The sequence below is a fragment of the Variovorax sp. 10N432 genome, assembly GCF_056394465.1.
The window spans coordinates 247,109-269,442 of the sequence record NZ_JBFTHX010000003.1; the positions used below are offsets into that span (position 1 = coordinate 247,109).

Below are 22,334 nucleotides of genomic sequence, written 5' to 3' on the forward strand. Positions count from 1 at the left end.
GGGCGCTCAGCCCTGCTGCTCGATCGCCGCCTGCAGGATCGGCCGCGCCCAGTCGGGCGTCGCCGCCAGCGCCGCCGCCTCGTCGGCGGCGGGGAACAGCAGCCGGCCACCGGACATCTCGAGCAACGGCACCGGGTCGGGAATCGCCTCGCCCGGCGCCGCCTCGGCGCTGTTGTCGAAGACCTGCAGGCGGGCCAGCAGCGGCATCAGGCGGATCAGGTTCATGCGCGAACGGGTCCAGCGCTCGCGGATCTTGCCGGCCGGGATGTCGTGGCCGCCGGCGGCCACCCGGGCCTGGACCCGCCGCAGGTGCATCTCGGCCGTGGCGAGGCCGCAGAAGATCATGACCACGTCGTGGCTGCGCGCGGCCAGCGCGAGCAGTCCGGGGATGGTGCTGGCGCCGAGCGTGGTCTCGAAGGCATGGTTGCGGCGGCCGTCGATGGCGGCGGCGAGCTGGGCGCGGCCATGTTCCCAGGCGCGGCCGTTGGCATCCTCGACCTCGAGGCCGAGCTGGCCGACCAGTTCGCGCGCGTAGCTGTCGGGGTTGTACCAAGCCAGGCCGTGCTCGGCGAGCAGGGCGCCGCCGACCGAACTCTTGCCGGCGCCATTGACGCCGGCCAGCACCAGCACGAAGGGCCGCGCCGCGCCGGCCGCGGCGGCCATCAGAGCGAGGCGCCGGCCTTCGGACGCCGGGCCAACCGGCCACGGGCCGCGAACAGATCGCCCACCTGCTGGGCGGCCTCAGGCTGCTGCAGCACGGCCAGGCGGCTGTCGAAGCGGGCCGACAGCTCCGCGAGCACCGTCTGCTCGCGGGCACCGAGCGTCTGCAGGTCTTCGGTCAGCTGTTGGTAGGTCGCGGCGTCGAGCAGCACCATCTCGACCGCGGCATGGTTGGTGATGGCCACGCTGCCGCTCTGGCGAACCTGGCGCACGACCTCGCCCCACTTGTTCTTGACCTGCGAGGCGTTCTGGCGCGGCAGGTCGTGGAGAGCGGGCAAGGTGGTGATCATGGGCGACTCCGGGTGGAGTGGCCATTATGGCAAAAATAGACAAATTGTGACGCTGGCAGGCTCAGCTGCGGTGTTCCGCGTTGCGCTTGCGGGTCGCGGCAGCCTTTCTTGCCGACGCGGAGCGCTCCGCGGCAGAGCGCGAGGCCGTCGCCGCACCGCCCAATCGACCGCCCTTGCGGGCCGGCGCGTGGTCTTCGGCTTTGCCGCGTCCGCTGCCGCTTTTCTTGCCGCCCCCGGTCTCGGCGTTCACCGTCGCCCAGGCGCGCCGTTCGGCCTCGCCCTTGCCGACACCGCGGTGTTCGAAGCCTTTCTCGATGTGCTCGGCTTGGCGCTTTTGCTTGTCCGTGTAGGACGACTTGTCACCCTTGGGCATGATCGCTTCCTTCTGGTTGAGCAAGGCCCGTTTCTTGCTCGCACTGCGCCACCTGCGGGTAGGCGGCGAGAGGCGATCCGCGTCAGAGCGGACTGGCAGAGCCGCGATGGGTCGATTCGGCGTTCAGGTGCGCTTAAGGCACGAGGTGTCGAATGCGCGAGAAATCCGGATTTGCGGCTATCGTGCTGGCCGCTGAACCGCATCCGACACGAGGCCAGGCTGAGGTCCTACAGTTACCGGCGCGCCGTCAGTGGACAGTGCGTGACGCCGCCCACTGTGAGCCATCTGAATGTCGCCCCATGTCGGTGCCACGCGCATGGCGAGTTGATGCGCACCTTCCTTATTTGAGGAGTTTTGCAGTGAAGACGACGTTGCGAGCACTCACCGAGATCAGGCTTCGCCGCTCAGAAGAAGTGTTCCAAGGCCTTGAGCCTGACGGGGGATGCGATCACCTGTGGATCCCCGACAACCGCGTCAACAGGGAAAGGCTCGTCCGGGCCGTGGAGCTTGGCAATCGCCTGCATGGCCCGGCCACCCATTGGATCGAAAAGCGCCAGGCCTGAGGCGAATCCATCGGGTCAATCTGCCCGAAGATTTTTCCTGCTGGCGGCGAGGCGCCTGCGTTGTCGCTGGATGGATCGCTTCGCGGCGGCGTTGGCGATGACGAGAATCGCGAGCACGATGACTTGCCGCGCGAACGTGGCTGTTGCCCGCTCGCGGAATCGTCGCGCTCTTTCCAGGGCCAAGGTTGTGGCCTCCGCTTCTTGCGGCCCGATCGAGGCCAATGTGCGGTTCTCCACGATCGACGTCCCGGCTTCGGCCACTTCGGCCGCCATTTCGGTGGCCTGCTGCGCCTTGACGCCGGCCAGCGATCCGTGCGAGTCGGCGTAGACCTTCGTGAACTCGGCACCCAGGAGAAAGATCTGGGCGGCGTAGTAGACCCAGGCCACCAGCACCACCAGCGAACCGGCCGCGGCAAACGATTCCCGGACACCGCTCTTGCCGAGATACATGCCGATCGCGAACTTGCCGAGCTCGAACAGGATCGCGGTCACCGCGGCCCCGATCCACACGTCGCGCCAGGCAATGGGCGCGGTGGGCATGAGCTTGAAGATCATGGCGAAGAGCAGGGCGATGATCGCGAAGGAGATCACCTCGTTGAGAATCTGCAGCACGGCCTCCCAGCCCGGCAGCAGGCCGCCGAACCAGCCATCGAAGGCGGCCAGGCCGGCGCTGACCATCAACGAGACCATCAGCAGGAAGGCCAGCCCCAGGATGAGGCCGAACGACAGCAGGCGGGCTCGCAGCACCGACCAGACGCCCGACGGCTTGTCTCTTTCCGGAACGTGCCAGATGCGGTCCAGCGCGCTCTGGAGTTCCGCGAAGACGGTGGTGGCGCCGACCAGCAGGACGATCGCGCTGATGATGCCGGCGATCCGGCCTCGCTCGGGATCCGCGACGCTGCGCAGGAGTGCTTCCACGGCCGTCGCGCCCTCCTGGCCGACCAGCCCCGCGACCTGGGCCACGATCTGCGCCTGGGCAGCGTCGCGCCCGAACAGGGCGCCTGCGATGGCGATGACGATCACCAGCAGGGGGGCCAGCGAGAAGATCGTGTAGTAGGAGATCGCGGCGCCCATGCTCGGCGCGTAGTCATCGGCCCAGGCGCCCACGGCCTTGCGGCAAAGCGCGAACAGTTGTTTCCAATTCATGACGCGGCCCGCTGGAGTTCGATGACGCACTGTCAGGCGAACCGAAGCCGGTCGAAGGTCGGCATTGCTGCGACTTGGGGTAGGCGGTCTTCCCGTGCGGGACGTCGCGAAGTGCGTACTGCTGCGAAAGCCCGTCAATACCCGCGCGACGGCTCGATGATGTTGTCCGGCAGTTCGCCGGCCGCGACGCGCAGGATATTGGCTGCGATCTGTTTGGCCGAGGAAGACGGGATCGCCACGGATGCGAGGTGCGGAGTGATCAGCACGTTGGGCATCTGCCAGAGCGCATCTTCGGCAGGCAGGGGTTCGCGCTCGAAGACATCCAGCGTCGCGGCGCCGATGTGGCCGCTCTGCAGCAGCTGCGTCATCGCGGCCTGGTCCACCAGCGCACCCCGGGCGACGTTGATGAAGGCAGCGCCGGGCCGCATTTTTACGAGGCGTTCGCGATCGAAGATGTGCTTCGTCTGCGGCGTGAGCGGCAGCATCAGGACGACGATGTCGGCCTGGCCGATCACGGCATCGAGCGTGTCCATGCCGGCCGAACATTCCACGCCGTCGATCTGCGCCAGGCTGCGCGACCAGCCCAGCGTCCTGAAGCCCTGGCGCTGGATCTCGTGCGCTGCCTTGGCGCCCAGCTGCCCCAGTCCCAGCACCGCGACCGTGATGTCCTCCGGCGAACGCGGGTGGCGATAGGCCCACTGGCCCGCGCGCTGGGCCTGCTCGAAGTGCGGTATATCCCGAGCATGCCGGATTACGGCGAACAGCACGTAGCCGGCCATCATCCGCGCCATCTGCGGATCGGTGATGCGGGTGATGGGGATGTTCGGCGGGAGATCGTCGCGTCCCACCAGCGAGTCGACGCCTGCCCCCAGGTTGATGATCAGCCGCAGCTTCGTCATCCGTTCGAAGATGCCCTGCGGGGGCTTCCAGACCATGGCGTAGTCGATCTCTTCCGGCCGCTCGCTCTCGCTGGCGTGAACCACCCGGAGTGCCGGAAGCTGCGCCTGGAGCGCCTGCTTCCAGGTCTGGAAATCGTCGAAGTCGCTGTAGAAGGCGAGGGTGTCGACAGTCATGTCCAGGAAGCCTGCAGGTTCTTTCGCACCAGCCGCGCGACGGCCTCGATGGCGAGCTCGTAGCCGTCGCCGCCGAGTCCGGCAATGACGCCATCCGCCGCCTTCGATATGAAGGAGTGATGCCGGAAGGGCTCGCGCTTCCAGATGTTGCTCATGTGGGCCTCGATGATCTTGCCGGGGAAGGAGAGCAAGGCATCCAGGATCGGGATGGAGGTGTAGGTCAAGCCGGCCGCATTGATGACGATGCCGTCCGCGACGCCGCGCGCTTCCTGGATCCAGTCGATCAGCTGGCCTTCATGGTTCGACTGCAGGAAACGCAGGCTGACCTGCAGCGAGGCCGCCTTCTGCTCGCAGCGCGAATGCAGCACGGGGAAGCTGTCGGTGCCGTAGTTCTTGTTGGCATCCAGGCCGTAGAGGTTGGCGTTGGGGCCGTTCAGGAACCAGACGGTGATGGGAGAAGTCGAGGTGTAGTTCATGGGTCTTCAAGCTTCGTAGGGTCGGGTGGCCTGCATGGCGGGCAGGTGCTGGAAGGCTTCGTTCCAACGGGCGGCGGTGCCGCATTGCGCGCGCCAGTCCAGCTCGGGAAAGCGGAAGTCCAGGTAGCCCAAGGCGCAGCCGATGGTGATCTCGCCGATGGTGGGCTTGTCGGGGCTCAACCCGGATGCGATGGCTTCGATGGCTTCGAGGCAGGCCCTGACCTTGGTCAACAGGGCCTCGCGCCAGGTGGGCCACTGGAATTCGGGGGGACGCGCGGTCAGCTCGTAGCGCGCCAGCAGCGCCGCGTCGAGCAGGCCATCGCCCAGCGCCTGCCGGGTGAGCGCCGTCCATCGATCGCCGCCGGACGCCGGAAATATCGTCTGTGCGTCCGCCTGGCTGGCCAGGTACTCGCAGATCACGCGGCTGTCGTAAAGCACTTGGCCGTCTTGCAGGATCAGGGTCGGCACTTTGGCGAGCGGATTGTGGGCCGCGATGCGCGGGTCGCGCCGAACCGGATGGGCGGCGCTGTCCAGCAGTTGGATCTTGTCGGCCTGTCCGGTCAGATGCGCACACACCATGACCTTTCGCACGAAGGGCGATGTCGGAGCGAAGAGGAGCTTCATCATCAGGGCACCAGCACCAGCTTGCCGAACACCTTGCCGCTTTCCAGCAAGGCATGCGATGCCGCGGCCTCCGCGACCGGAAAGGTGGTGTGGATGCGCGGCGCGATCCGCCGGCTTTTCAGGAGCGGCATCACATGGTGGGCCAGGCGCTTGGCCATGCGGGACTTCTCATGGTGACTCTGCGGACGCATCGTGGAGGAGTGCAGGCTCAACTGGCGCTGCATCAATGTCGGCAGTTCGATGTTGACCGCCGAGCCCTGCATGAACGACAGGCTGACATGCCGCCCGCCGAAAGCCATGGCTTGCAGATTGCGGCGCACATAGTCGCCGCCGACGATGTCGAGCACCACGTCCACTCCGCGCCCCGCGGTGTAGTCCAGGCAGGCCTGCGTGAAGTCGGTGGTCGGCCAGCAGATCGCCAGATCGGCGCCCAGGGCCTTCAGTTCGGGGAACCGGCTTTCATCGTTGTCGGTCACGATGACCGTGCAGCCGGCCGCATGGGCCATCTGGATCGCCAGCGTGCCGATGCCGCCCGCGGCGCCGTGGATCAGGACCGTCTCGCCCATCGCCAGGCGCCCGAGCTCGAACAGGTTGTGCCAGACCGTGAAGAGACCTTCGGGCAAGGCCGCCGCCTCGATGTCGGACAGCGGCGCCGGCACCACGAAGGAATGATCGACCGATGCCGTGCACCACGGCGCATAGCCGCCTCCGGGCACCAGGCTCATCAACCGCTGGCCCATCAGCGCGGTGTCGACGCCCGGGCCGCAGGCGACCACCTCGCCGCACACCTCGAGGCCGAGCACGTCGGTGATGCCCGGCGCGGGCTTGGCGATGCCCTGGCGCTGCATGACATCGGGCCGGTTGATGCCGGCGGCCAGCACGCGCAGCAGCACTTCACCGGCGCCGGGCACGGGCATGGGGCGCTCGGCCAGCACCAGCACGCTGGCATCGCCGGGCTCCCGGGCGACGATGGCTTGCATGGAACTCGGAAGGGAGGTTCTGATGTCGGTCATGGGTTTGTCTGGCCTTTTATTTTCGGGAGCTGAAGACGCTGATGCCCTCGTCGAGAAGCGCCAGCCCGGCGACCGAGCCGACGGGCCAGTGCTGCATGGCGGCGAGGCCCGCACTGCGCACCGTGACGACCTGCCGGGCCGTCATCGGGACATCCACATCGACGTATGTATTGATGTGGTCGCCCTGGAAGACATGGTGGATCACGGTGCCGCTTAGCACCGATCCGGCATGCAGGGTCTCCAGCTGGATGTGCTCCGGGCGAACGTAGACGTCCAGCCTCTCGCCTTCGTGCGATGCATCGACCAGCCGGGCATGCGGAAGGCTGAGATGGCCGGAGCCCAGGCGCAGCTGGATCTCGTGGGCGGTCTTGCCGTGGTAATGGGCCGGCAGGATGTTCACGTCGCCGAGAAAGGACGCCACGAACGGATCCTGCGGACTGCGGTACAGCTCGGCGGGCGATGCGATCTGGCGGATGACGCCGGCCGACATCACGGCGATGCGGTCCGACATGGCCAGCGCCTCGCCCTGGTCGTGGGTGACGAAGACGGTGGTCAGGCCCAGGCGGCGCTGGATCTCGCGGATCTCGACCTGCATCGAGCCGCGCAGGCTCTTGTCCAGGGCCGAGAAGGGCTCGTCGAGCAGCAGCACCTTGGGCTGGATGATCAGCGCGCGCGCCAGCGCCACACGCTGCTGCTGGCCGCCGGAGAGTTCGCGCGGCTTGCGGTGGCCGAGGCCGGTGAGCTTGACCATGGCCATCGCCTCCTTGACGCGCTGGGCCACTTCGTCCTTGGCCACGCCCCGCATGCGCAGGCCATAGCCGATGTTGCGCTCCACGGTCATGTGGGGAAAGAGCGCGTAGTTCTGGAAGACGATGCCGATCTGCCGCTTGTGCGGCGGATCGCTGGTCACCGGCTGGCCCTCGATGAAGATCTCGCCGCTGTCGGCCTCGGCGAAGCCCGCGATCAGGTTCAGCAGCGTCGTCTTGCCGCAGCCCGACGGACCCAGCAGGGTGAGGAACTCGCCCCGCCTGATCTTCAGCGAGACCTCGTGCAGCACGGTCTGGTCGTGGTACTTCTTGACCACGCCTTCCAGGCTGACGGCCGTGTCGGCCTGCGGATGCGAAAGGCTGGGCTGCGCTGCAGGGTCGGAGTGGACTACTTTCATGCCCGAACGATAAGGCATGGGTACGCGACCGGGTCTTTGCCGAAATTGATGCGGACCCTCGGAAAAACGAAAGGCCTCGACGGCCGCGGGGCACAGGCTGTGCGAGGGCTTCTGTCGAGAGTCACGCAGGCAGCGCTTTGCTTTTTCCTAAGTCCTGAATCCGAAAAACGTGATTCTCAAATGCGGTGTGCTTCTTCAGACTCGCCTGCATCGATGGCTGGTGTCTTCAGGTTGCCTGGCGACTTGCATCAGTGGCGATCTTCTTTAGGAAACACACATGTCAGTGGAAAAAATCAATACCTTGGTGGTCGGTGCCGGGCAGGCGGGCATTGCCATGAGCGAGCATCTGTCGCTCATGGGTGTGCCGCATCTGGTGCTGGAGCGCAATCGGATCGCCGAACGCTGGCGCTCGGAGCGTTGGGATTCCCTGGTCGCGAACGGCCCCGCCTGGCACGACCGTTTTCCGGGGCTCAAGTTCGAGGACGTTTCGCCCGAGGCATTTCCGCCCAAGGAGCGCATGGCGCAGTATTTCGAGGACTACGCCGCCATGCTGAAGGCGCCGGTGCGGACCGGTGTCGAGGTCAGGCAGGTCGAGCGCAACGCGGGTCGCCCGGGCTTCAAGGTCACGACCTCCGAGGGTGTGATCGAAGCGACCAATGTCGTCTCGGCCACCGGTCCTTTCCAGATCCCGGCCTATCCGAAGATCGTTCCCGAAACCGATGCGGTCCAGCAGCTTCATTCCTCGACCTACAAGAATCCGGGCCAGCTGCGCGAAGGCGCCGTATTGGTGGTGGGTGCGGGAGCCTCCGGCTCGCAGATCGCCGAGGAGCTGCGCAAGGCCGGCAAGACGGTCTATCTCTCGGTGGGCGAGCACTACCGGCCGCCGCGTTCCTATCGGGGCCGCGACTACTGCTGGTGGCTCGGTGCCCTGGGCCTGTGGGACGAGGTCAAGATCAAGCCCAAGAAGCAGCACGTCGCCTTCGCGGTCAGTGGCTACGAGGGCGGCAAGACGGTCGACTTCCGTCGCCTTGCGCTCATGGGCGTGACGCTGGTCGGCCTGACCAGGACCTACAAGGACGGCGTCATCGAATTCGAAGAAGGCCTGGCGAGAAATGTCGCGGAAGGCGACCAGGCGTACTTCGACGTGCTGCGCGAAGCGGATGCCTACATCGAGCAGAACGGCCTGCCCTTTGCGCCGGAGCCCGACGCCTGGGAACTGCTGCCGGACCCGGACTGCCTGAAGGAACCGATCATGAGCCTGGACCTCGCGAAGGCCGGCATCACGACGATTCTCTGGGCCACCGGCTTCACGTTCGACTACAGCTGGCTGAAGGTCAACGCCTTCGACGAGAAGGGCGCGCCGTTCCACAAGCGGGGCATCTCGGCCGAGAGCGGCATCTACTTCCTGGGATTGCCGAACCTGGTCAACCGCGCCTCGTCCTTCATCTACGGCGTGTGGCACGACGCGAAATACATCGCCGACCATATCGTGATCCAGGACGCCTACATGTCGTACGGCAAGACCTGAGCCTGCATGGCCGAGATCACTTGTATAGAGGACCTGCGCCGCCTGGCGAGGAAACGCGTGCCACGCATGTTCTACGACTACGTGGATGGCGGCTCGTGGACCGAATACACCTACCGCGCCAACGAAGAGGATTTCGGCAAGATCGAGTTTCGTCAGCGCGTGGCGGTGGACATCACCGAGCGCAGCACCGCCAGCACCATGGTGGGCCAGCCGGTCAGCATGCCGGTGGCGATCGCGCCCACGGGCCTCACCGGCATGCAGCATGCCGATGGCGAGATCCTGGCGGCGCGCGCGGCGCAGAAGTTCGGCATACCGTTCACCTTGTCGACCATGAGCATCTGCCCGATCGAGGCGGTGGCCGAGGCGACCGGTCGCCATCCGTTCTGGTTCCAGCTCTATGTGCTGCGCGACCGGAGCTTCGTCGAAGGCCTGATCGAACGGGCCGGCAACGCGAACTGTTCCGCGCTCGTGGTCACCATGGACCTGCAGGTCTTCGGCCAGCGGCACAAGGACAAGAAGAACGGCCTGTCGACGCCCCCTCGGCCGACCCTGCGCAACCTCCTGAACCTCGCGAGCAAGCCGCGCTGGTGCTGGAACATGCTGGGCACCCGGCATCGCCAGTTCGGCAACATCGTCGGGCACGCGAAGGGCGTGGACAACATCGGCTCGCTGGTGGAGTGGACCCGCGAGCAGTTCGATCCCCGCCTGTCGTGGCAGGACATCGAATGGATCAAGAAGCGCTGGGGCGGCAAGCTGATCGTCAAGGGCATCCAGGACCCTGAGGATGCGCGGCTGGCGGTCGATAGCGGGGCCGATGCGATCGTGGTGTCGAATCACGGCGGGCGGCAGCTGGACGGCGCCTCGTCGTCGATCTCCACCCTGCCGCGCATCGTGGAGGCCGTCGGCCACCGGGTGGAGGTGCACATGGATGGCGGCATCCGCTCGGGGCAGGACGTGCTGAAGGCGATCGCGCTCGGGGCGCGCGGCACCTACATCGGCCGCGCCATGATGTACGGCCTGGGCGCCATGGGAGAGAAGGGCGTCAGCACCGCCTTGGACCTGATCCGGAACGAACTCGATCTCTCCATGGCTTTCTGCGGCAAGACGGATGTCCGCGGGGTCGACCGCGGAATCCTGCGCATGCCCTAGCGGCAGAGGAAGTCGACGAGGGCCGCCATCATCCGGTCGCAGGCCTCGATCTGCGACAGCTCCACATATTCGTCGGCCTTGTGCGCCACCTCGATGCTGCCGGGGCCGCAGATCAGCACCGGGGTTTCGCGCCAGCTCTGCTTGAACAAGCCGCCTTCGCTGCCGAAATCGACCTTGGTGCAGCGGGTGCCGGGGGGCAGCAGGCCGCTGAGCAGGCGGACTGCCTCCGAGTCCTCGGGCGTGCTCAGGCTGGGATAGCTGTTGGTCAGCTGGATGTCCGGCGGGGGGGCCTCGGGATGCACCGCATCGGCCGCCACGCGCTCGACCAGGCGCTGCAGCACGCGCGCCAGGATCTCCTCGGGCTGGTCCTCGGAGACATGGCGGATCTCGAAGCTGAGCTCGCATTCGCTGGGCACGATGTTCAGCGCCCGGCCGCCCTGGATCACGCCGACATGGACCGTGGAGTAGGGCACGCCGTAGCCTTCCTCGCGCGGGCCGGTTTCGGACAATTCACGCTGCACCTCGCGCACCGACGCGACCAGGTCGCTGGCCATGTGGATGGCGTTGACGAATCGGGGCGCCAGGCCCGAATGGCCGGCCTGGCCGCAGCAGACCGCCCGGTAGGCGGCCTTGCCCTTGTGACCCGTGCCGATGCGCATCAGGGTGGGCTCGCCGACGATGCAAAGGTGGGGCGCGGGAAGCTGGTTCTCGAGCCGGCGCAGCAGGTGGCGCACGCCGACGCAGCCGATCTCCTCGTCGAAGGACAGGGCCAGCTGCAGGGGCCGCGTCAGCGGCCTGCGGGCCGCGGCCACCATGGCGACCACGGCGCAGGCGACGAAGCCCTTCATGTCGGCCGCGCCGCGACCGTAGATGCGGCCGTCCTTGTGCGTGGCCTCGAAGGGCGGCGAACTCCAGGGCTGGCCGTCCACCGGCACCACGTCGGTGTGGCCGGAGAGCAGCACGCCCGGCACGCCTTGCGGACCCACCGTGGCGAACAGGTTGGTCCGGCTGGCGTCCTGCGGGTCGGGCGCAAGGATCGATTCGATGCCGGCCTGCGCCAGGATCTCCTGCACCTTGTGGATGAGCCCGATGTTCGGCTTCAGGGACACCGAGGGGAAGGCGATCAGGGTTTCCAGCAGCGAGATGCTGGACATGCTTGCAGAACTTGCTTGATCCATGGCGATGTGTGGGGCGCTTCAGGGCGCCGTGATGTGGGGGTCGAAGAAGCTCGCCGCGCTCATGCCGGGGATGTACTGGTCGGAGATGTAGGCACGGCAGCGCTCCATGAAGACGCGGGTCAGTCGCGACTGCTTCATCGGCTTGTAGGTCGCCAGGCCGAGCTGCATCGGGCGATGGGTGCCGGCCAGGCGCACCCGCACCATGCGCTTGCCGTCGAGCGCCTGGTTGGATTTGGGCCGCACGTTGAACAGGGCATAGCCGATGCCGTTGGCCACCATGGAGCGCACCACTTCCTCGGAGCGCGAGCGCGCCACGATGTTCGGCGTGACGCCGGCCTTGGCGAACAGCGAGGTGAAATACTCCCGGCTCATCGGCAGGTCCAGCAGCACGTAGGGCTGGCCCGCCAGGTCCTCGAAGGTGACGGCCTTCTCCTGCGCCAAGGGATGCAGCTCGCTCACCAGCACATAGGGCGGCAGCGTCGCCAGGGTTTCGAACTCGATGTCCTCGCCCAGGGTCAGGTCGTAGGTGATCGCCAGGTCGATCTCGAGCGCGCGCAGCTTGTTCATCAAGACCACCTGGTCGCCTTCGACCAGCTCCACGTCCACCGACTCGAACGCGCGCGAAAACCCGAAGATGACCTCGGGCGCGATCATCGCGGTGAGCGACTGGAAGCTGCCCACCCGCAAGGCGCCCTGCATGACATCGCTCGAGTCCGAGGCGATCTCATACAGGCGGGAGGACTGGTCGAGCACGTCCTCGCACTGCTTCAGCACCAGGGTGCCGATGGCGGTCAGGCCCAGCCCCTTGGAGGGATGGCGGACGAACAACTGCACGTTCAGTTCGGACTCCAGATGCGCAATGGCCGCGGAGATCGAGGGCGAGGAGATATGGATCTGCGCCGACGCGGCGGCGATGCTGCCGTGGGTCGCGGTGGCGACGAAATACTCCATCTGACGCAGGGAAACGCGGTTGAGCATGTCGAGGAAGAGAAGAGGCCGTGGGGCGGCACGTGACGTTGGAAGTCCAGTGTAGCGGCGGCCCTTCAGAGATTCCCTGGCACCCCGAAGCTCGGGGCGGCGCGCGGGTCGAGCGCGCGCGTGATGTAGGCCTGCAGCTGCGGTTCGTAGACCTTCCAGGTCGCGTAGAGGGCCTGCACCGGGTCGAGTTCCACCCAGTCCAGCCGCAGGTCCACGATGGGCCAGTTCTGCTCCCCGTAGACCAGCAGGCCGGCCGAATGCACGGGGCCTTCCTCGCCGCCGGCGGCCTGGCCGGCGAGCATGGCCTGCATCAGGCGTTCGGCCAGGGAGCCTTCGGCGCTCTCGAAGGCCGACAGCATCGCCTGGGGCACCTCGCGCGTGAGCAGCATGTTGCCGGCGCAGGCGGCATGCGTGCCGACCACGCTGGCCAGCGTGCCGAGCGCCTGGGCGCCGGTGAAGACCACCGGCGGATTCGACGCATCGATGGCCATCAGCTGGCGGTAGTCGATGAAGGGGCGCTTCTGCAACTCGGCCACTGCCTGCGCCGGCGTCAGTCCGCTGGCGAGCAGGTCCAGGGCGAGCGGGCCGAGATCCGGATCGGTGATGTTCTGGCTGGCGGCAGCGCCCACGCCCTTGCGGCCGCGGATGCAGCGCGCGGCGACCGCGGGAGAGGACGAGGCCACGGCGGCACCGAACTGCCCGGTGGCGGGGCAGCGCGCGATGATGGAGAAAGTCATGGGGCTCAGTCGGGAATCATCGCGGTGGCATCGATTTCCACCAGCCATTCCGGACGGGCGAGGGCAGACACCACGATGCCTGTGGACACCGGGAAAACCCCCTTCAGCCAGCGGCCCACGACCAGGTACACGGCCTCGCGGTAGCGCGGATCGATGATGTAGATCGTGATCTTGCAGATGTCCTGGAGCTCGCCGCCGGCCTCTTCGAGCAGCATCGCGATGTTCGCCATGGCCTGCTCCGCCTGACCGCTGACATCGCCGATGCAGACGCTCTCGGAGGTCTCGAGGTTCTGTCCGATCTGGCCGCGCAGGAAGACCATGCTGCCGCGGGCGACGACGGCCTGGCAGAGGTCGTTGTCGAGCTTCTGTTCGGGGTACGTGGCCTTGGTGTTGAAAGGCCGGATGCGGGTGTGTTTCATGTTGCTCGGGGCTGGTGACGGGAATCGCGATCCTCATCTGCGCCCGCCACTGGAGCCATTTGTATTTTCCGGGCGACCGTTTAGGAATTTCCGAGCGTTGCCCCCGACCCGCGCCCATCAGGAAAATTGAGGCACCTCTAAGTAAAAGGCGACTTGGCCGCGAGTCGCGAGTTCCACATCATCCGGTCGCTGAAGTGAGTGGACCTGGTGCTGGCGTAATGCTTGCATCATCAGTCGACTCGCCGACCGATGGCAGCTCCGACCAACGTTCAACTTTTCGATTTGAGGGTTTTCAATGATTCGCAAGCTTTTGACACTGTGCATGCTTTCCGCCACGCTGGCCGCCGCTTCGGCCTACGCGCAGGACAACGCCCTGGTGGTGAGCACATGGGGCGGCAGTTTCCGCGATCTCATCGACGAGAACATCGGCAAGGAATTCACCAAGCAGACCGGCGTGCCGGTGAAGTACGTGACCGGCGGCACCATCGACCGCCTGAACAAGGCCAAGCTCGCCTCCAAGCCTGAGAGCGACATCACGTTCACGACCTCGCATGTAGGCTGGCTCTACGTCAACGGCGATCTGTTCGAGCAGCTCGACACCAGCAAGATCCCGAACGCCAGCCGCCTGGTCGACCGCGCCAAGATCAGCCCGTACCACATCGGCAGCTGGGCCTATGTGTATTCCATCGGCTATCGCCCCGACCTGCTGCCGCCGAGCGTCAAGTTCGACAGCTGGAACGACCTGTGGAATCCGGCCCTCAAGGGCAAGATCAGCGCCCCCGACTTCGACCCCAGCCACTTGATCGCGGTGTCGGCGATGCTGTCGGGCGGCGATGCCAAGTCGTGGGAGAAAGGCCAGGACAAGCTCAAGGCGCTCAAGCCCAACTTCAAGGCCTTCTACACCAATGACGCCAATGCGCAGCAGCTCATCGCCACCGGCGAAACGCCCGTGGAGGTGATCCTCTCGATGAATGCGTACCATATGGCGAGCCAGGGCGTGCCGATCAAGGTGGTCATGCCCAAGGAAGGTGCGGTGCTCGGCGTCGACACCATGGCCATCATGAAGGGCAGCACCAAGACCGACCTGGCCTACAAGTTCCTGAACATCGCGCTGTCGCCCGAAGTGCAGTCGAAGATCGTGGCTTCGAAGAAGGCCAGCCCGGTGGTCGACAACGCGACGGTCTCGGCCGAAGACGCGAAGCTGCCGGGCGTGTTCACCACCAAGGCACAGTGGGACAGCCAGACCATCGTCATCGACAACAAGCTGCGCGCCGAGAAGACGGCCGAGTGGCGCAAGTGGTTCACCGAAAACGTGATGAACTGACCCGGTCCCAGGAACAAGGTCAAGGAATGCGCTCCGATCTACGGGCCTGGCTGGTCTCTCCGGCCGTCATTGTGGCGATGGGCATCGCCGTCTCGCTGGCCGCGGTGTTCCAGTTCAGCTTCAGGACCTTCGTTCCTGGCTCGCTGGATGTCGGAGGGCTGACCTTCGCCAACTTCACCGGCATGGGCAAGTCGATCTATCTCGATGCCTTTGCCAATACCTTGCTGCTGAGCGTGGAGACCACGGTCTTCTCGCTGCTCGCCGCCTATCCGCTGGCCTACGCCCTGGTCCGGGTTAAGAACAGGGCGCTCAAGTCCTTCATCCTGATCGTTTCGATCACGCCGCTGTTCCTCGGTGAGATCGTCCGGACCTACTCGTGGATCGCCGTGCTGGGCAGCAACGGCTTCATCAACGGCACCCTGCGCAAGCTCGGCCTGATCGAATGGCCGTTCGAGCTCATGTTCACCCACCTGGGCGTGCTGGTCGCGCTGGTGCACGTGACGATCCCGGTGGTGGTGCTGATGCTCGCCACGGCGATCTCGCACATCGACCGCGACTACGAGAAGGCCGCGCAAAGCCTGGGCGCCGGCCCGGTCAGGACCTTCGTCACGGTCACGCTGCCGCTGTCGATGCCCGGCATCCTGGCCAGCATCACGACCGCCTTTGCCTGGACCTTCAGTGCCTTTGCGACGCCGCAGATGATCGGCGGCGGCCGCGTGCCCACGGTGTCGACACTGGTCTATCAACTCGGCTTTTCTTCGATGAATTTTCCGCTGGCAGCCAGCCTGAGCGTGATGGGGCTGATGTTGACGGTCGCGGCGCTCTTTGCCTTGGGACTCTTGACGAAGCGCCTGAAGGCCTTTGGAGGACACTGACATGAAAATCCGAAGTTCCATGCCGCTGCCGCTGCGCGTGGCCGGGCCGCTGCTGATCGCCATCCTGCTGGCATTCGTATTGCTGCCGGTGGTGGTGGTGACGATCGCCGCCTTCAACGAGAAGGCGATCCTGGCCTTTCCGCCCGAGTCGTATTCGCTCAAGTGGTTCGCGCGGGTGTTCAGCTATCCGGATTTCCAGGAAGGATTTCGATCGAGCATGATCGTCACCGGCTGGTCGTCCTTCCTGGCGCTGGTGATCGGCACCTGCCTGTCCATCGCCGTGAAGCGGCTGGAGTTCAAGGGCAAGCAGCTGCTCCTCGCGATCCTGCATTCGCCGCTGGTGGTGCCGCATTTCACGCTCGGTCTGGGCCTGCTGATCCTGGTGTCGCAGACCTCGGTGCAGCGCGGATTCGGCATCGTGATCCTGTGCCACGTGATGCTGGTGCTGCCCTTCGTGCTGCGCAGTGTCTACGTGTCCATGGAGAACCTGGACCAACGGCTGGAGCAGGCGGCGGCCAGCCTCGGCGCGTCGCCGGTGAAGGTGCTTTTCACGATCACGGTTCCTCTGCTGGCGCCGGGCCTCTTCGGTGGATGGCTGTTCGCGGCCATCATGTCGTTCAGCGAATTCACCGCATCGCTCTTCGTGACGACCCAGGACACTCAGACGCTGCCGGTGGCCATGTACAACTATGTCCGCGAGTTTGCCGATCCGACCCTGGCGGCGCTCTCGGCCGTCTACATCGCGGTGACTGCGGCGCTGCTGGCGTTCGCCAACTACTTCCTGGGGTTGGGGAAGGTCCTCAATATCGAGGACGGCCACTAGGCCACCAGGGCGCTCAGTCCAGGTCCTCGTGCAGGCAAAGGATGTTGCCTTCCGGGTCCTCGAACCAGGCCGCCTTCTCGGACCCCAGCACGCAGACGTGGTCCACGGTCTTCAGCCCGGGCAGGTCGTAGTCCGCGAAGCGCACGCCGCGCTGCGAAAGCGCCGCCACCGCCTGGTCGATCTGCGCCACCCGGAAGCTCAGGGCCGTGTGCTCGGCCTTGGTGCCCTCGGGCCTCGGGAACAGGGCCAGTTCGGTGCCGCCGCAGCGGTAGATGAACTTGCCGTCGGGCTTGGCGCCCAGCGGCTCCAGGCCGAGCGCCTGTTCATAGAACTGGCGGGCCCGCGCCAGATCCTTCACGGGCAACATGCAGGTCACGCTGCTGGCGGCAAGCGGGTTCATGGCGCGCTCCTCGGAGTTGACGCATGGGTTGTACGCCGGTTGGTTTGCATTGCCAATGGGCTATTGCATCGCGTGCGGCCGGATGCCAGAATTTTTGCATCGATCCGGCTCTTCCACCGACGGGGCCAGCCGAGCACGCATCGCAGGTCCCGCCTCTTCGAACAGAGGGGAATGCCATGCCATCGCACCACCGCTTCGTGATCCGTCGCCGGTTGTTGCCGGCGGTTGCCGTCGTCCTCGCGGGCACCGGCCTGCTGCTGCCCGACGGGGTCGATGCCGGGCGGCAGCAGGCGCCGCCCTTCGATCCCCTGCTGTCGGGTGGCATCTGCGGACCGGTGGTCAGCGCGCCGCCGGCGCTGCTCAAGGCCCTGGTCCGGGTCAAGAGCGAGACCGCCCCGTTCCAGCCGGTGCCGATGCAGGCGGCCGGCGGCACCGTGCCGCTGTACGCGAACCTCGGCACGCTGGCGTTTCCGATCAGCACCCGCAACCCCAAGGCCCAGGCCTATTTCAACCAGGGAATGCGACTGTCCTTCGGCTTCAACCATGCCGAGGCGCAGCGCGCGTTCCAGGCGGCGCAGCAGCTCGATCCCGATTGCGCCATGTGCTTCTGGGGCGAGGCGCTGGTGCTGGGTCCGAACATCAACGTCCCGATGATGCCCGAGGCCAATGCGCCGGCACTGGCCGCACTGGCGAGGGCGGTGGCGCTCAAGGGACGGACGAGCGAACTGGAGCAGATGCTGATCGGCGCGCTCGAGAAGCGCTACGCCGCCGATGCCCCGCCCGACCGCAGCGCTTTGGATGGGGCCTACGCCGACGCCATGAAGGCCGTGGCGGCCAGATTCCCGACCGACGACACGCTCCAGGTGCTGTATGCCGAAGCCGCCATGGACACGCAGCCCTGGGACTACTGGCAGGCCGGCGGCGCCGAGCCCAAGGGACGCGGCGCCGACATCGTCGCCACCCTGGAGACGGTGCTGAAGCGCAACAGCACCCACCCGGGCGCCATCCACCTGTACATCCACGCGGTGGAGGCGTCGGCCCAGCCGGACCGCGCGCTGCCCTACGCGAAGCGGCTGGGCGCGCTGGTGCCCGGCGCCGGCCACCTGGTCCACATGCCCGCGCACATCTACTACCGCGTGGGGCTGTACCGTGATTCGCTGGAGGCCAATCGCCGCGCGATCCAGGTCGACGAGGCCTACTTCAAGACTTCGCCGTCGGACCCGCTCTACAAGGCCGCCTACTACCCGCACAACATCCACTTCGTGATGGTCTCGGCGCAGATGGGCGGCGACGGCGGCACCGCGGTCGATGCCGCCGCGAAGCTGGACGCCTCGGTGCCCGCCGAACTGGTGAAGATGTTCCCGATCCTGCAGCCGATCAAGGCGGCGCACTACACGACGCGTGCCCAGTTCAGCGACCCGGACACGATCCTCAGGCTGGCGCCGCCGTCCGACGACGTGGTGCTGGTGTCGACCATGTACCACTATGCGCGCGCCACCGCCTACGCGCAGCGCAAGGACAAGGCCGGGGCGCAGCGCGAGATCGACGCCATCGCCGCGATCGAGCGCACGGCGGACTTCAAGCCCTTCGAGCCCTGGGGACTGCCGGCCAAGGAGATCGTGCGCACCGCGGGGCTGGTCGCCGCCGGCCGGCTGGCCGATGCCACCGGTGACCTCGACGCTGCCGCCAAGGCGTACACCGAGGCCGTTGCCATCGAAGACGCGCTGGCCTACACCGAGCCGCCCTACTGGTACTACCCGGTGCGGCAATCGCTGGGCTCGGTCCGGCTGCGCCAGGGCAAGCTCGATGAGGCCGAGCAGGCGTTCAGGGACTCGCTGGCCCGGGTCCGGAACAACGGCTGGGCGCTGGCCGGCCTGGCCGAGGTCGAGCGCCGCAAGGGCGACGCCAACGCCGAGCGCGCGGCCCGGGAGGCCTATCGCCGGGCCTGGTTCGGCCCCAAGGACGGACCCGACCTGGCACGGCTCTGACCTTCGGTTTCAGAGCACGCGGAACCCGTGCGTGCCGTCGGCGCCCAGCTGCGCGACCAGGCCGAACTCCCAGTCCAGATAGGCCTGCATCGCCTCGGCGGGCGCATCGGTGCCCTCGTAGGGCCGGCGGTAGCGATCGGTGGGCGGCGTCGCGGCGCGTGGCAGGCCGCTCTCGGCCGGCAGGCCGGCCGCGAACCATGCGGCATTGCCGCCCGCCAGCACGGCCACCTCGGCAGCGCTGCGGCGGGCGTCGAGGGCTGCCCGCAGGTCGGCGGCGGCGAAACGTGCCAGCAGGCTGCTGCCGCAGGTCAGGACGTAGCGGCGCGCGGGCGGGATCGCGTCCAGTGCCTGCGCGAGCTGGGCGCGGATCGCGAACCAGGCGCCCGGGATGTGGCGCTTCGCGTGCTGCACGCTGCCCGTGAGATCGATCACCGCGATGTCGCCCGGTGCGGCCCGCAGTGCCTGCGCCAGATCGGCCGGCGAGACTTCCTCCACCGGCGGCGCGGCCGGGTGCGCCGCCGGCGCCGCACCGATGGCACTGCGCGCCGCCTCCGGCTGCGGCTCGGTGACGTAGACCTCCCATCCCATCTGAGCCAGCCACGAGGCCGTCATCGGCGCCCGCACGCCGTCGTCGTCGGCCAGCACGATGCGCGCCCCGCGCACCGGCACGTGATGGTCGGTCTCTTGCACCAGTTGCCCGCCGGGCGCGCTGGCGAAGGCCGGCAGATGGCCGGCCTCGTATTCCTCCGGCGTGCGGACGTCGAAGCGGTAGACGCTGCGGTCCGGCGCATCGAGGGTGGGCAGGGCGTCGAGGGCGACCCAGCGCACGCCCGCGCGCCGGGCCACGTCCTGTGCACTGGCTTGGGCGAGGGCGCGATTCGCCTCGCCAGGCGCGGGCGCCTGGCGCGCGGCCTCGTGGTCCAGCACCTGCCCGGCGAGCTTCCAGCCGATGGTTCCGTTGCGCAGCGCCGCGACCGGATTGGGAATGCCCGCGTTGACCAGCGACTGCGTGCCGATGATGCTGCGCGTGCGACCCGCGCAGTTGACGATCACCCGCGTGGCCGGGTCGGGCGCCAGCTCGCGCACCCGCAGCACCAGTTCGGCACCGGGCACGCTGGTCGCGGTCGGAATGCTCATGGTCCGGTATTCATCGAAGCGCCGCGCATCGAGCACCACGACATCGGCGCGCGCATCGATCAGCGCCTTGACCTCCTGCGCCGAGAGGGAGGGCGTGTGGCGCTCGTGCTCGACCAGTTCGCCGAAGGCCTTGCTCGGCACGTTGACGTCGCGGAACAGCTCGCCGCCCGCGAGGCGCCAGCCATCGAGGCCGCCTTCGAGCAGATGGACGCGGCTGTAGCCCAGCGCGGAGAGCCGGCCGGCGGCCAGCGGTGCGAGGTCGGCCCCCGCGTGCTCGCCGTAGAGGACGATGAGGGTGTCGCGGCGCGGGATGCGCCGCCAGGCGTCGAGCTCGATGCGCGACAGCGGCAGGTTCGCGGCCCACAGCGGATGGGCCTGCGCGAAAGGGTCTTCCTCGCGCACGTCGAAGAGCGCGATCTCGCGCTGCTCGAGCAGCTGCGCCCGCACGTCGGCGAAGGACAGGGTGGGGAATCCGGTGGCTTGGGCGGTGGCGGCGGTCATGTTCTGCGGAGATCGGGAGGCTGCGTGTTGGCATAGCCGGAGACGAAGGGCTTGCGCCCGCCGCCGGCTGGATAAGTATGGCGCTTCACGGCGCCGATGTCGGCGCCATAGACATGGATGCTGATCGACACCCGGTCGTCGAAGGCGTTGTGCACGCGGTGCACGTCGCCCACCGTGGGCGACACCGCCCCCACATCGCCCGGCTCGAGCCGCACCGGCGGTCCGGCGGCCGCCATCAGGCCGTCGTGCTCGCGATAGGGCTGGCTGTATTCGGCGCCGCGCAGCATGCCGATGAGGCCCCACACCGTGTGGTCGTGCACCGGCGTGGCCTGTCCGGGCCCCCAGACGAAGCTCACGACCGAGAAGCGTCCGGTCGCATCGGCATGCAGCAGGTACTGCTGGTAGCGCACGGGATCGGGTTGCGCGAAGGCTTCGGGCAGCCAGTCGTCGCGCGCCACCAGCCCGCGCAGCAGGCTGCCGCCGGTTTCGAGGATGTCTGCTTCGCCCGGGCGCCGGTCGAGCAGGCGCGCGAAGCCGGCGACGAAATCGCGCAGCGGCGCCGCGCTCATCGGACGGTCGCGGCGCCCAGCGCGCCCTTGCCGGCGGCCACCAGGATCGCGTCGTTCTGCGGTGTGTGGATGCGGCTGCACAGCACGTCGCGGTAGTGGCGCTCGAGCGGGTTGTGGCGCGTCAGGCCGTGGTTGCCGCTCGATTGCAGCGCGAGTTCGACCGCGCGGATCGCCTTGTTCGTCACCGTGTACTTCAGCAGGCCGCTATCGGCCGCCGAAGGCGCATGGCCGGCGTCGACCTCGGCGGCCGCCTCGTCGAGCAGCACGCGGTTGGTGCGCAGCAGCGCCTCGATCTCGCCGACCGTCTCCTGCACCCGCGGCAGGCTGGCCAGCGGCGCACCCAGGCCGCTGGGGGCCCGGTGGTTGAGGAATCCGAGCAGCCAGTCGCGCGCGGCCCGCGCCACCGCGTCGTAGAGCGTGGCCAGCAGCACCACCATCCAGGCCTGCTGCGTCGCATGGGCATCGACGTCGGTCTGGCTGCCGGCGTCGGGCGCCCATTCGGCCGGCGCCCGCAGGTCGACTGCATGGTCGAGCGGGATCGCGACCTCTTCGAAGATCACCTCGTGGCTGCCGGATGCGCGCAGGCCCAGGTGGTCCCAGCTCGCGACCACGCGAACGCCCGGCGCGTCGCGCGGCACCAGGAAGACGCCGACCCGCGGCGACGGCTCGTCCGTGCGGCCCCACACCGAGAGCCAGCGCAGGCCCTCGATGCCGGTGGTGTAGAGCTTGTGGCCGCTCAGCTTCCATTGGTCGCCGTCGCGGCGCGCGGTGGTGGCGGGCAGGCCGCCGCGTGCGGGCGAACCCAGCGCGGGCTCCACGCGCAGGGCGTTGATCAATGCGCCATCGCGCACGGCGTCGCGCAGCACGCGTTCGCGCAGGCGGGCGGGCCAGCGGCTGTCGCTGCGGCCGATCGCGTGATGCTGCAGCCAGGTCATCGTCAGGATCAGCGCGGTCGCGGGCTCGCCGTACGCGACCGCGGCGAGCACGCGGCGCGCCGCATCGAGCGAGGCGCCGCCGCCGCCGTGTTCACGCGGCGCAACCAGAGCGATCAGGCCCTGCGCGTGCAGCGCGGCGAAGTTGTCGCGCGGGAAGCTGCCGTCGCGGTCGTGGTCGGCCGCGGTTTCGGCGAAGCGGGCGGACAGGCGCGCGAGCAGCGCGGCGTCCTCGTGGGGGGCCACCGGCAGGCGGCGCAAGGCTTGGGAACTCATGGCTTCGGACCTTAGCGGCCGAGGCGCGCGGGGCCAACGACGGAAGCCGCATATCCAAACTCGGATTCATGCGTTCG

General features: G+C 67.5%; 24 protein-coding genes. 7 read left to right on the forward strand and 17 right to left on the reverse strand.

Annotation, left to right across the window (positions count from 1 at the left end; genetic code table 11):
* Positions 1-6: 6 nt before the first annotated feature.
* From AC1DF3_RS05490 to AC1DF3_RS05500, 3 genes are all read right to left on the reverse strand, one after another.
* On the reverse strand, positions 7-663 hold the full coding sequence (locus tag AC1DF3_RS05490; protein ID WP_478139048.1) for an ATPase: 657 nt from the start codon (positions 661-663) through the stop codon (positions 7-9).
* A complete protein-coding gene (locus AC1DF3_RS05495) occupies positions 663-1,010 on the reverse strand; it encodes a type II toxin-antitoxin system prevent-host-death family antitoxin (protein WP_478139049.1) in 348 nt (115 codons plus the stop codon). The genes AC1DF3_RS05490 and AC1DF3_RS05495 overlap by 1 nt, the downstream gene beginning before the upstream one ends.
* A 61-nt stretch (positions 1,011-1,071) precedes the next feature.
* Entirely contained in the window at positions 1,072-1,383 is a 312-nt protein-coding gene (locus AC1DF3_RS05500; protein ID WP_478139118.1) for a plasmid stabilization protein, read from the reverse strand.
* A 359-nt stretch (positions 1,384-1,742) separates the two neighbouring features.
* On the opposite strand from AC1DF3_RS05500, the gene AC1DF3_RS05505 reads away from it, so the two are divergent.
* Positions 1,743-1,946: a hypothetical protein gene (locus tag AC1DF3_RS05505; RefSeq protein ID WP_286530289.1), complete on the forward strand. Its 204-nt coding sequence runs from the start codon at positions 1,743-1,745 to the stop codon at positions 1,944-1,946.
* 15 nt (positions 1,947-1,961) lie between these two features.
* On the opposite strand, the gene AC1DF3_RS05510 is transcribed toward AC1DF3_RS05505, so the two are convergent.
* The 6 genes from AC1DF3_RS05510 to AC1DF3_RS05535 all read right to left on the reverse strand — a co-directional run bounded on the left by AC1DF3_RS05510 (position 1,962) and on the right by AC1DF3_RS05535 (position 7,443).
* Positions 1,962-3,092: a YihY/virulence factor BrkB family protein gene (locus AC1DF3_RS05510; RefSeq protein ID WP_478139050.1), complete on the reverse strand. Its 1,131-nt coding sequence runs from the start codon at positions 3,090-3,092 to the stop codon at positions 1,962-1,964.
* Between the two features lie 134 nt (positions 3,093-3,226).
* Positions 3,227-4,165 (reverse strand): 2-hydroxyacid dehydrogenase, encoded by a 939-nt coding sequence (locus tag AC1DF3_RS05515; RefSeq protein ID WP_478139051.1) that lies wholly within the window; start codon positions 4,163-4,165, stop codon positions 3,227-3,229.
* A complete protein-coding gene (locus AC1DF3_RS05520) occupies positions 4,162-4,641 on the reverse strand; it encodes a type II 3-dehydroquinate dehydratase (protein WP_478139052.1) in 480 nt (159 codons plus the stop codon). Before AC1DF3_RS05520 ends, AC1DF3_RS05515 begins: the two co-directional genes overlap by 4 nt.
* A gap of 6 nt (positions 4,642-4,647) precedes the next feature.
* On the reverse strand, positions 4,648-5,265 hold the full coding sequence (locus tag AC1DF3_RS05525; protein WP_478139119.1) for a glutathione S-transferase: 618 nt from the start codon (positions 5,263-5,265) through the stop codon (positions 4,648-4,650).
* A 2-nt stretch (positions 5,266-5,267) separates the two neighbouring features.
* Positions 5,268-6,245, reverse strand: a complete 978-nt coding sequence (locus tag AC1DF3_RS05530; protein WP_478139053.1) for an NAD(P)H-quinone oxidoreductase — start codon at positions 6,243-6,245, stop codon at positions 5,268-5,270.
* Positions 6,246-6,294: 49 nt separating this feature from the next.
* Positions 6,295-7,443 carry an ABC transporter ATP-binding protein gene (locus AC1DF3_RS05535; RefSeq protein WP_286530281.1) on the reverse strand — a complete coding sequence of 383 codons (1,149 nt, stop codon included), beginning with the start codon at positions 7,441-7,443 and terminating at the stop codon, positions 6,295-6,297.
* Between the two features lie 277 nt (positions 7,444-7,720).
* Between AC1DF3_RS05535 and AC1DF3_RS05540 the strand changes: the two genes are divergently transcribed.
* Positions 7,721-8,971 carry a flavin-containing monooxygenase gene (locus tag AC1DF3_RS05540; protein WP_478139054.1) on the forward strand — a complete coding sequence of 417 codons (1,251 nt, stop codon included), beginning with the start codon at positions 7,721-7,723 and terminating at the stop codon, positions 8,969-8,971.
* 6 nt (positions 8,972-8,977) lie between these two features.
* Positions 8,978-10,120 carry an alpha-hydroxy acid oxidase gene (locus tag AC1DF3_RS05545; RefSeq protein WP_478139055.1) on the forward strand — a complete coding sequence of 381 codons (1,143 nt, stop codon included), beginning with the start codon at positions 8,978-8,980 and terminating at the stop codon, positions 10,118-10,120.
* On the opposite strand, the gene argE is transcribed toward AC1DF3_RS05545, so the two are convergent.
* From argE to AC1DF3_RS05565, 4 genes are all read right to left on the reverse strand, one after another.
* Positions 10,117-11,274, reverse strand: coding sequence for an acetylornithine deacetylase (gene argE, locus AC1DF3_RS05550; protein ID WP_478139056.1), 1,158 nt, complete (start codon positions 11,272-11,274; stop codon positions 10,117-10,119). The genes AC1DF3_RS05545 and argE overlap by 4 nt on opposite strands.
* Before the next feature lie 42 nt (positions 11,275-11,316).
* Complete coding sequence (locus AC1DF3_RS05555) at positions 11,317-12,276, reverse strand: LysR substrate-binding domain-containing protein (RefSeq protein ID WP_286530273.1); 960 nt, start codon at positions 12,274-12,276, stop codon at positions 11,317-11,319.
* A gap of 65 nt (positions 12,277-12,341) precedes the next feature.
* Positions 12,342-13,013 carry a DUF1028 domain-containing protein gene (locus AC1DF3_RS05560; protein WP_286530271.1) on the reverse strand — a complete coding sequence of 224 codons (672 nt, stop codon included), beginning with the start codon at positions 13,011-13,013 and terminating at the stop codon, positions 12,342-12,344.
* A gap of 5 nt (positions 13,014-13,018) precedes the next feature.
* Positions 13,019-13,432, reverse strand: coding sequence for a RidA family protein (locus AC1DF3_RS05565; RefSeq protein WP_286369672.1), 414 nt, complete (start codon positions 13,430-13,432; stop codon positions 13,019-13,021).
* Between the two features lie 322 nt (positions 13,433-13,754).
* On the opposite strand from AC1DF3_RS05565, the gene AC1DF3_RS05570 reads away from it, so the two are divergent.
* Genes AC1DF3_RS05570 through AC1DF3_RS05580 form a run of 3 tightly spaced genes read left to right on the forward strand, consistent with a single transcriptional unit; the run spans position 13,755 to position 16,454 of the window.
* Positions 13,755-14,756: an ABC transporter substrate-binding protein gene (locus AC1DF3_RS05570; RefSeq protein WP_286530269.1), complete on the forward strand. Its 1,002-nt coding sequence runs from the start codon at positions 13,755-13,757 to the stop codon at positions 14,754-14,756.
* A gap of 26 nt (positions 14,757-14,782) precedes the next feature.
* Positions 14,783-15,631 carry an ABC transporter permease gene (locus AC1DF3_RS05575; RefSeq protein ID WP_478139057.1) on the forward strand — a complete coding sequence of 283 codons (849 nt, stop codon included), beginning with the start codon at positions 14,783-14,785 and terminating at the stop codon, positions 15,629-15,631.
* A 1-nt stretch (position 15,632) separates the two neighbouring features.
* The gene (locus tag AC1DF3_RS05580) at positions 15,633-16,454 is read left to right on the forward strand and encodes an ABC transporter permease (protein ID WP_478139058.1); all 822 of its coding nucleotides are present in this window, start codon (positions 15,633-15,635) and stop codon (positions 16,452-16,454) included.
* Between the two features lie 13 nt (positions 16,455-16,467).
* On the opposite strand, the gene AC1DF3_RS05585 is transcribed toward AC1DF3_RS05580, so the two are convergent.
* Positions 16,468-16,854 carry a VOC family protein gene (locus tag AC1DF3_RS05585; RefSeq protein ID WP_478139059.1) on the reverse strand — a complete coding sequence of 129 codons (387 nt, stop codon included), beginning with the start codon at positions 16,852-16,854 and terminating at the stop codon, positions 16,468-16,470.
* A 176-nt stretch (positions 16,855-17,030) separates the two neighbouring features.
* Between AC1DF3_RS05585 and AC1DF3_RS05590 the strand changes: the two genes are divergently transcribed.
* Positions 17,031-18,842 (forward strand): tetratricopeptide repeat protein, encoded by a 1,812-nt coding sequence (locus tag AC1DF3_RS05590; RefSeq protein ID WP_286530262.1) that lies wholly within the window; start codon positions 17,031-17,033, stop codon positions 18,840-18,842.
* Positions 18,843-18,851: 9 nt separating this feature from the next.
* Here the strand turns inward: AC1DF3_RS05590 and AC1DF3_RS05595 are convergent, their stop codons facing one another.
* The 3 genes from AC1DF3_RS05595 to AC1DF3_RS05605 are packed head-to-tail and all read right to left on the reverse strand — an operon-like array spanning position 18,852 to position 22,257.
* Entirely contained in the window at positions 18,852-20,480 is a 1,629-nt protein-coding gene (locus tag AC1DF3_RS05595; RefSeq protein WP_478139060.1) for a rhodanese-like domain-containing protein, read from the reverse strand.
* Positions 20,477-21,049 carry a cysteine dioxygenase family protein gene (locus AC1DF3_RS05600; protein WP_478139061.1) on the reverse strand — a complete coding sequence of 191 codons (573 nt, stop codon included), beginning with the start codon at positions 21,047-21,049 and terminating at the stop codon, positions 20,477-20,479. Before AC1DF3_RS05600 ends, AC1DF3_RS05595 begins: the two co-directional genes overlap by 4 nt.
* Positions 21,046-22,257, reverse strand: coding sequence for an acyl-CoA dehydrogenase family protein (locus AC1DF3_RS05605; protein ID WP_478139062.1), 1,212 nt, complete (start codon positions 22,255-22,257; stop codon positions 21,046-21,048). The genes AC1DF3_RS05600 and AC1DF3_RS05605 overlap by 4 nt, the downstream gene beginning before the upstream one ends.
* Between the last annotated feature and the right edge of the window lie 77 nt (positions 22,258-22,334).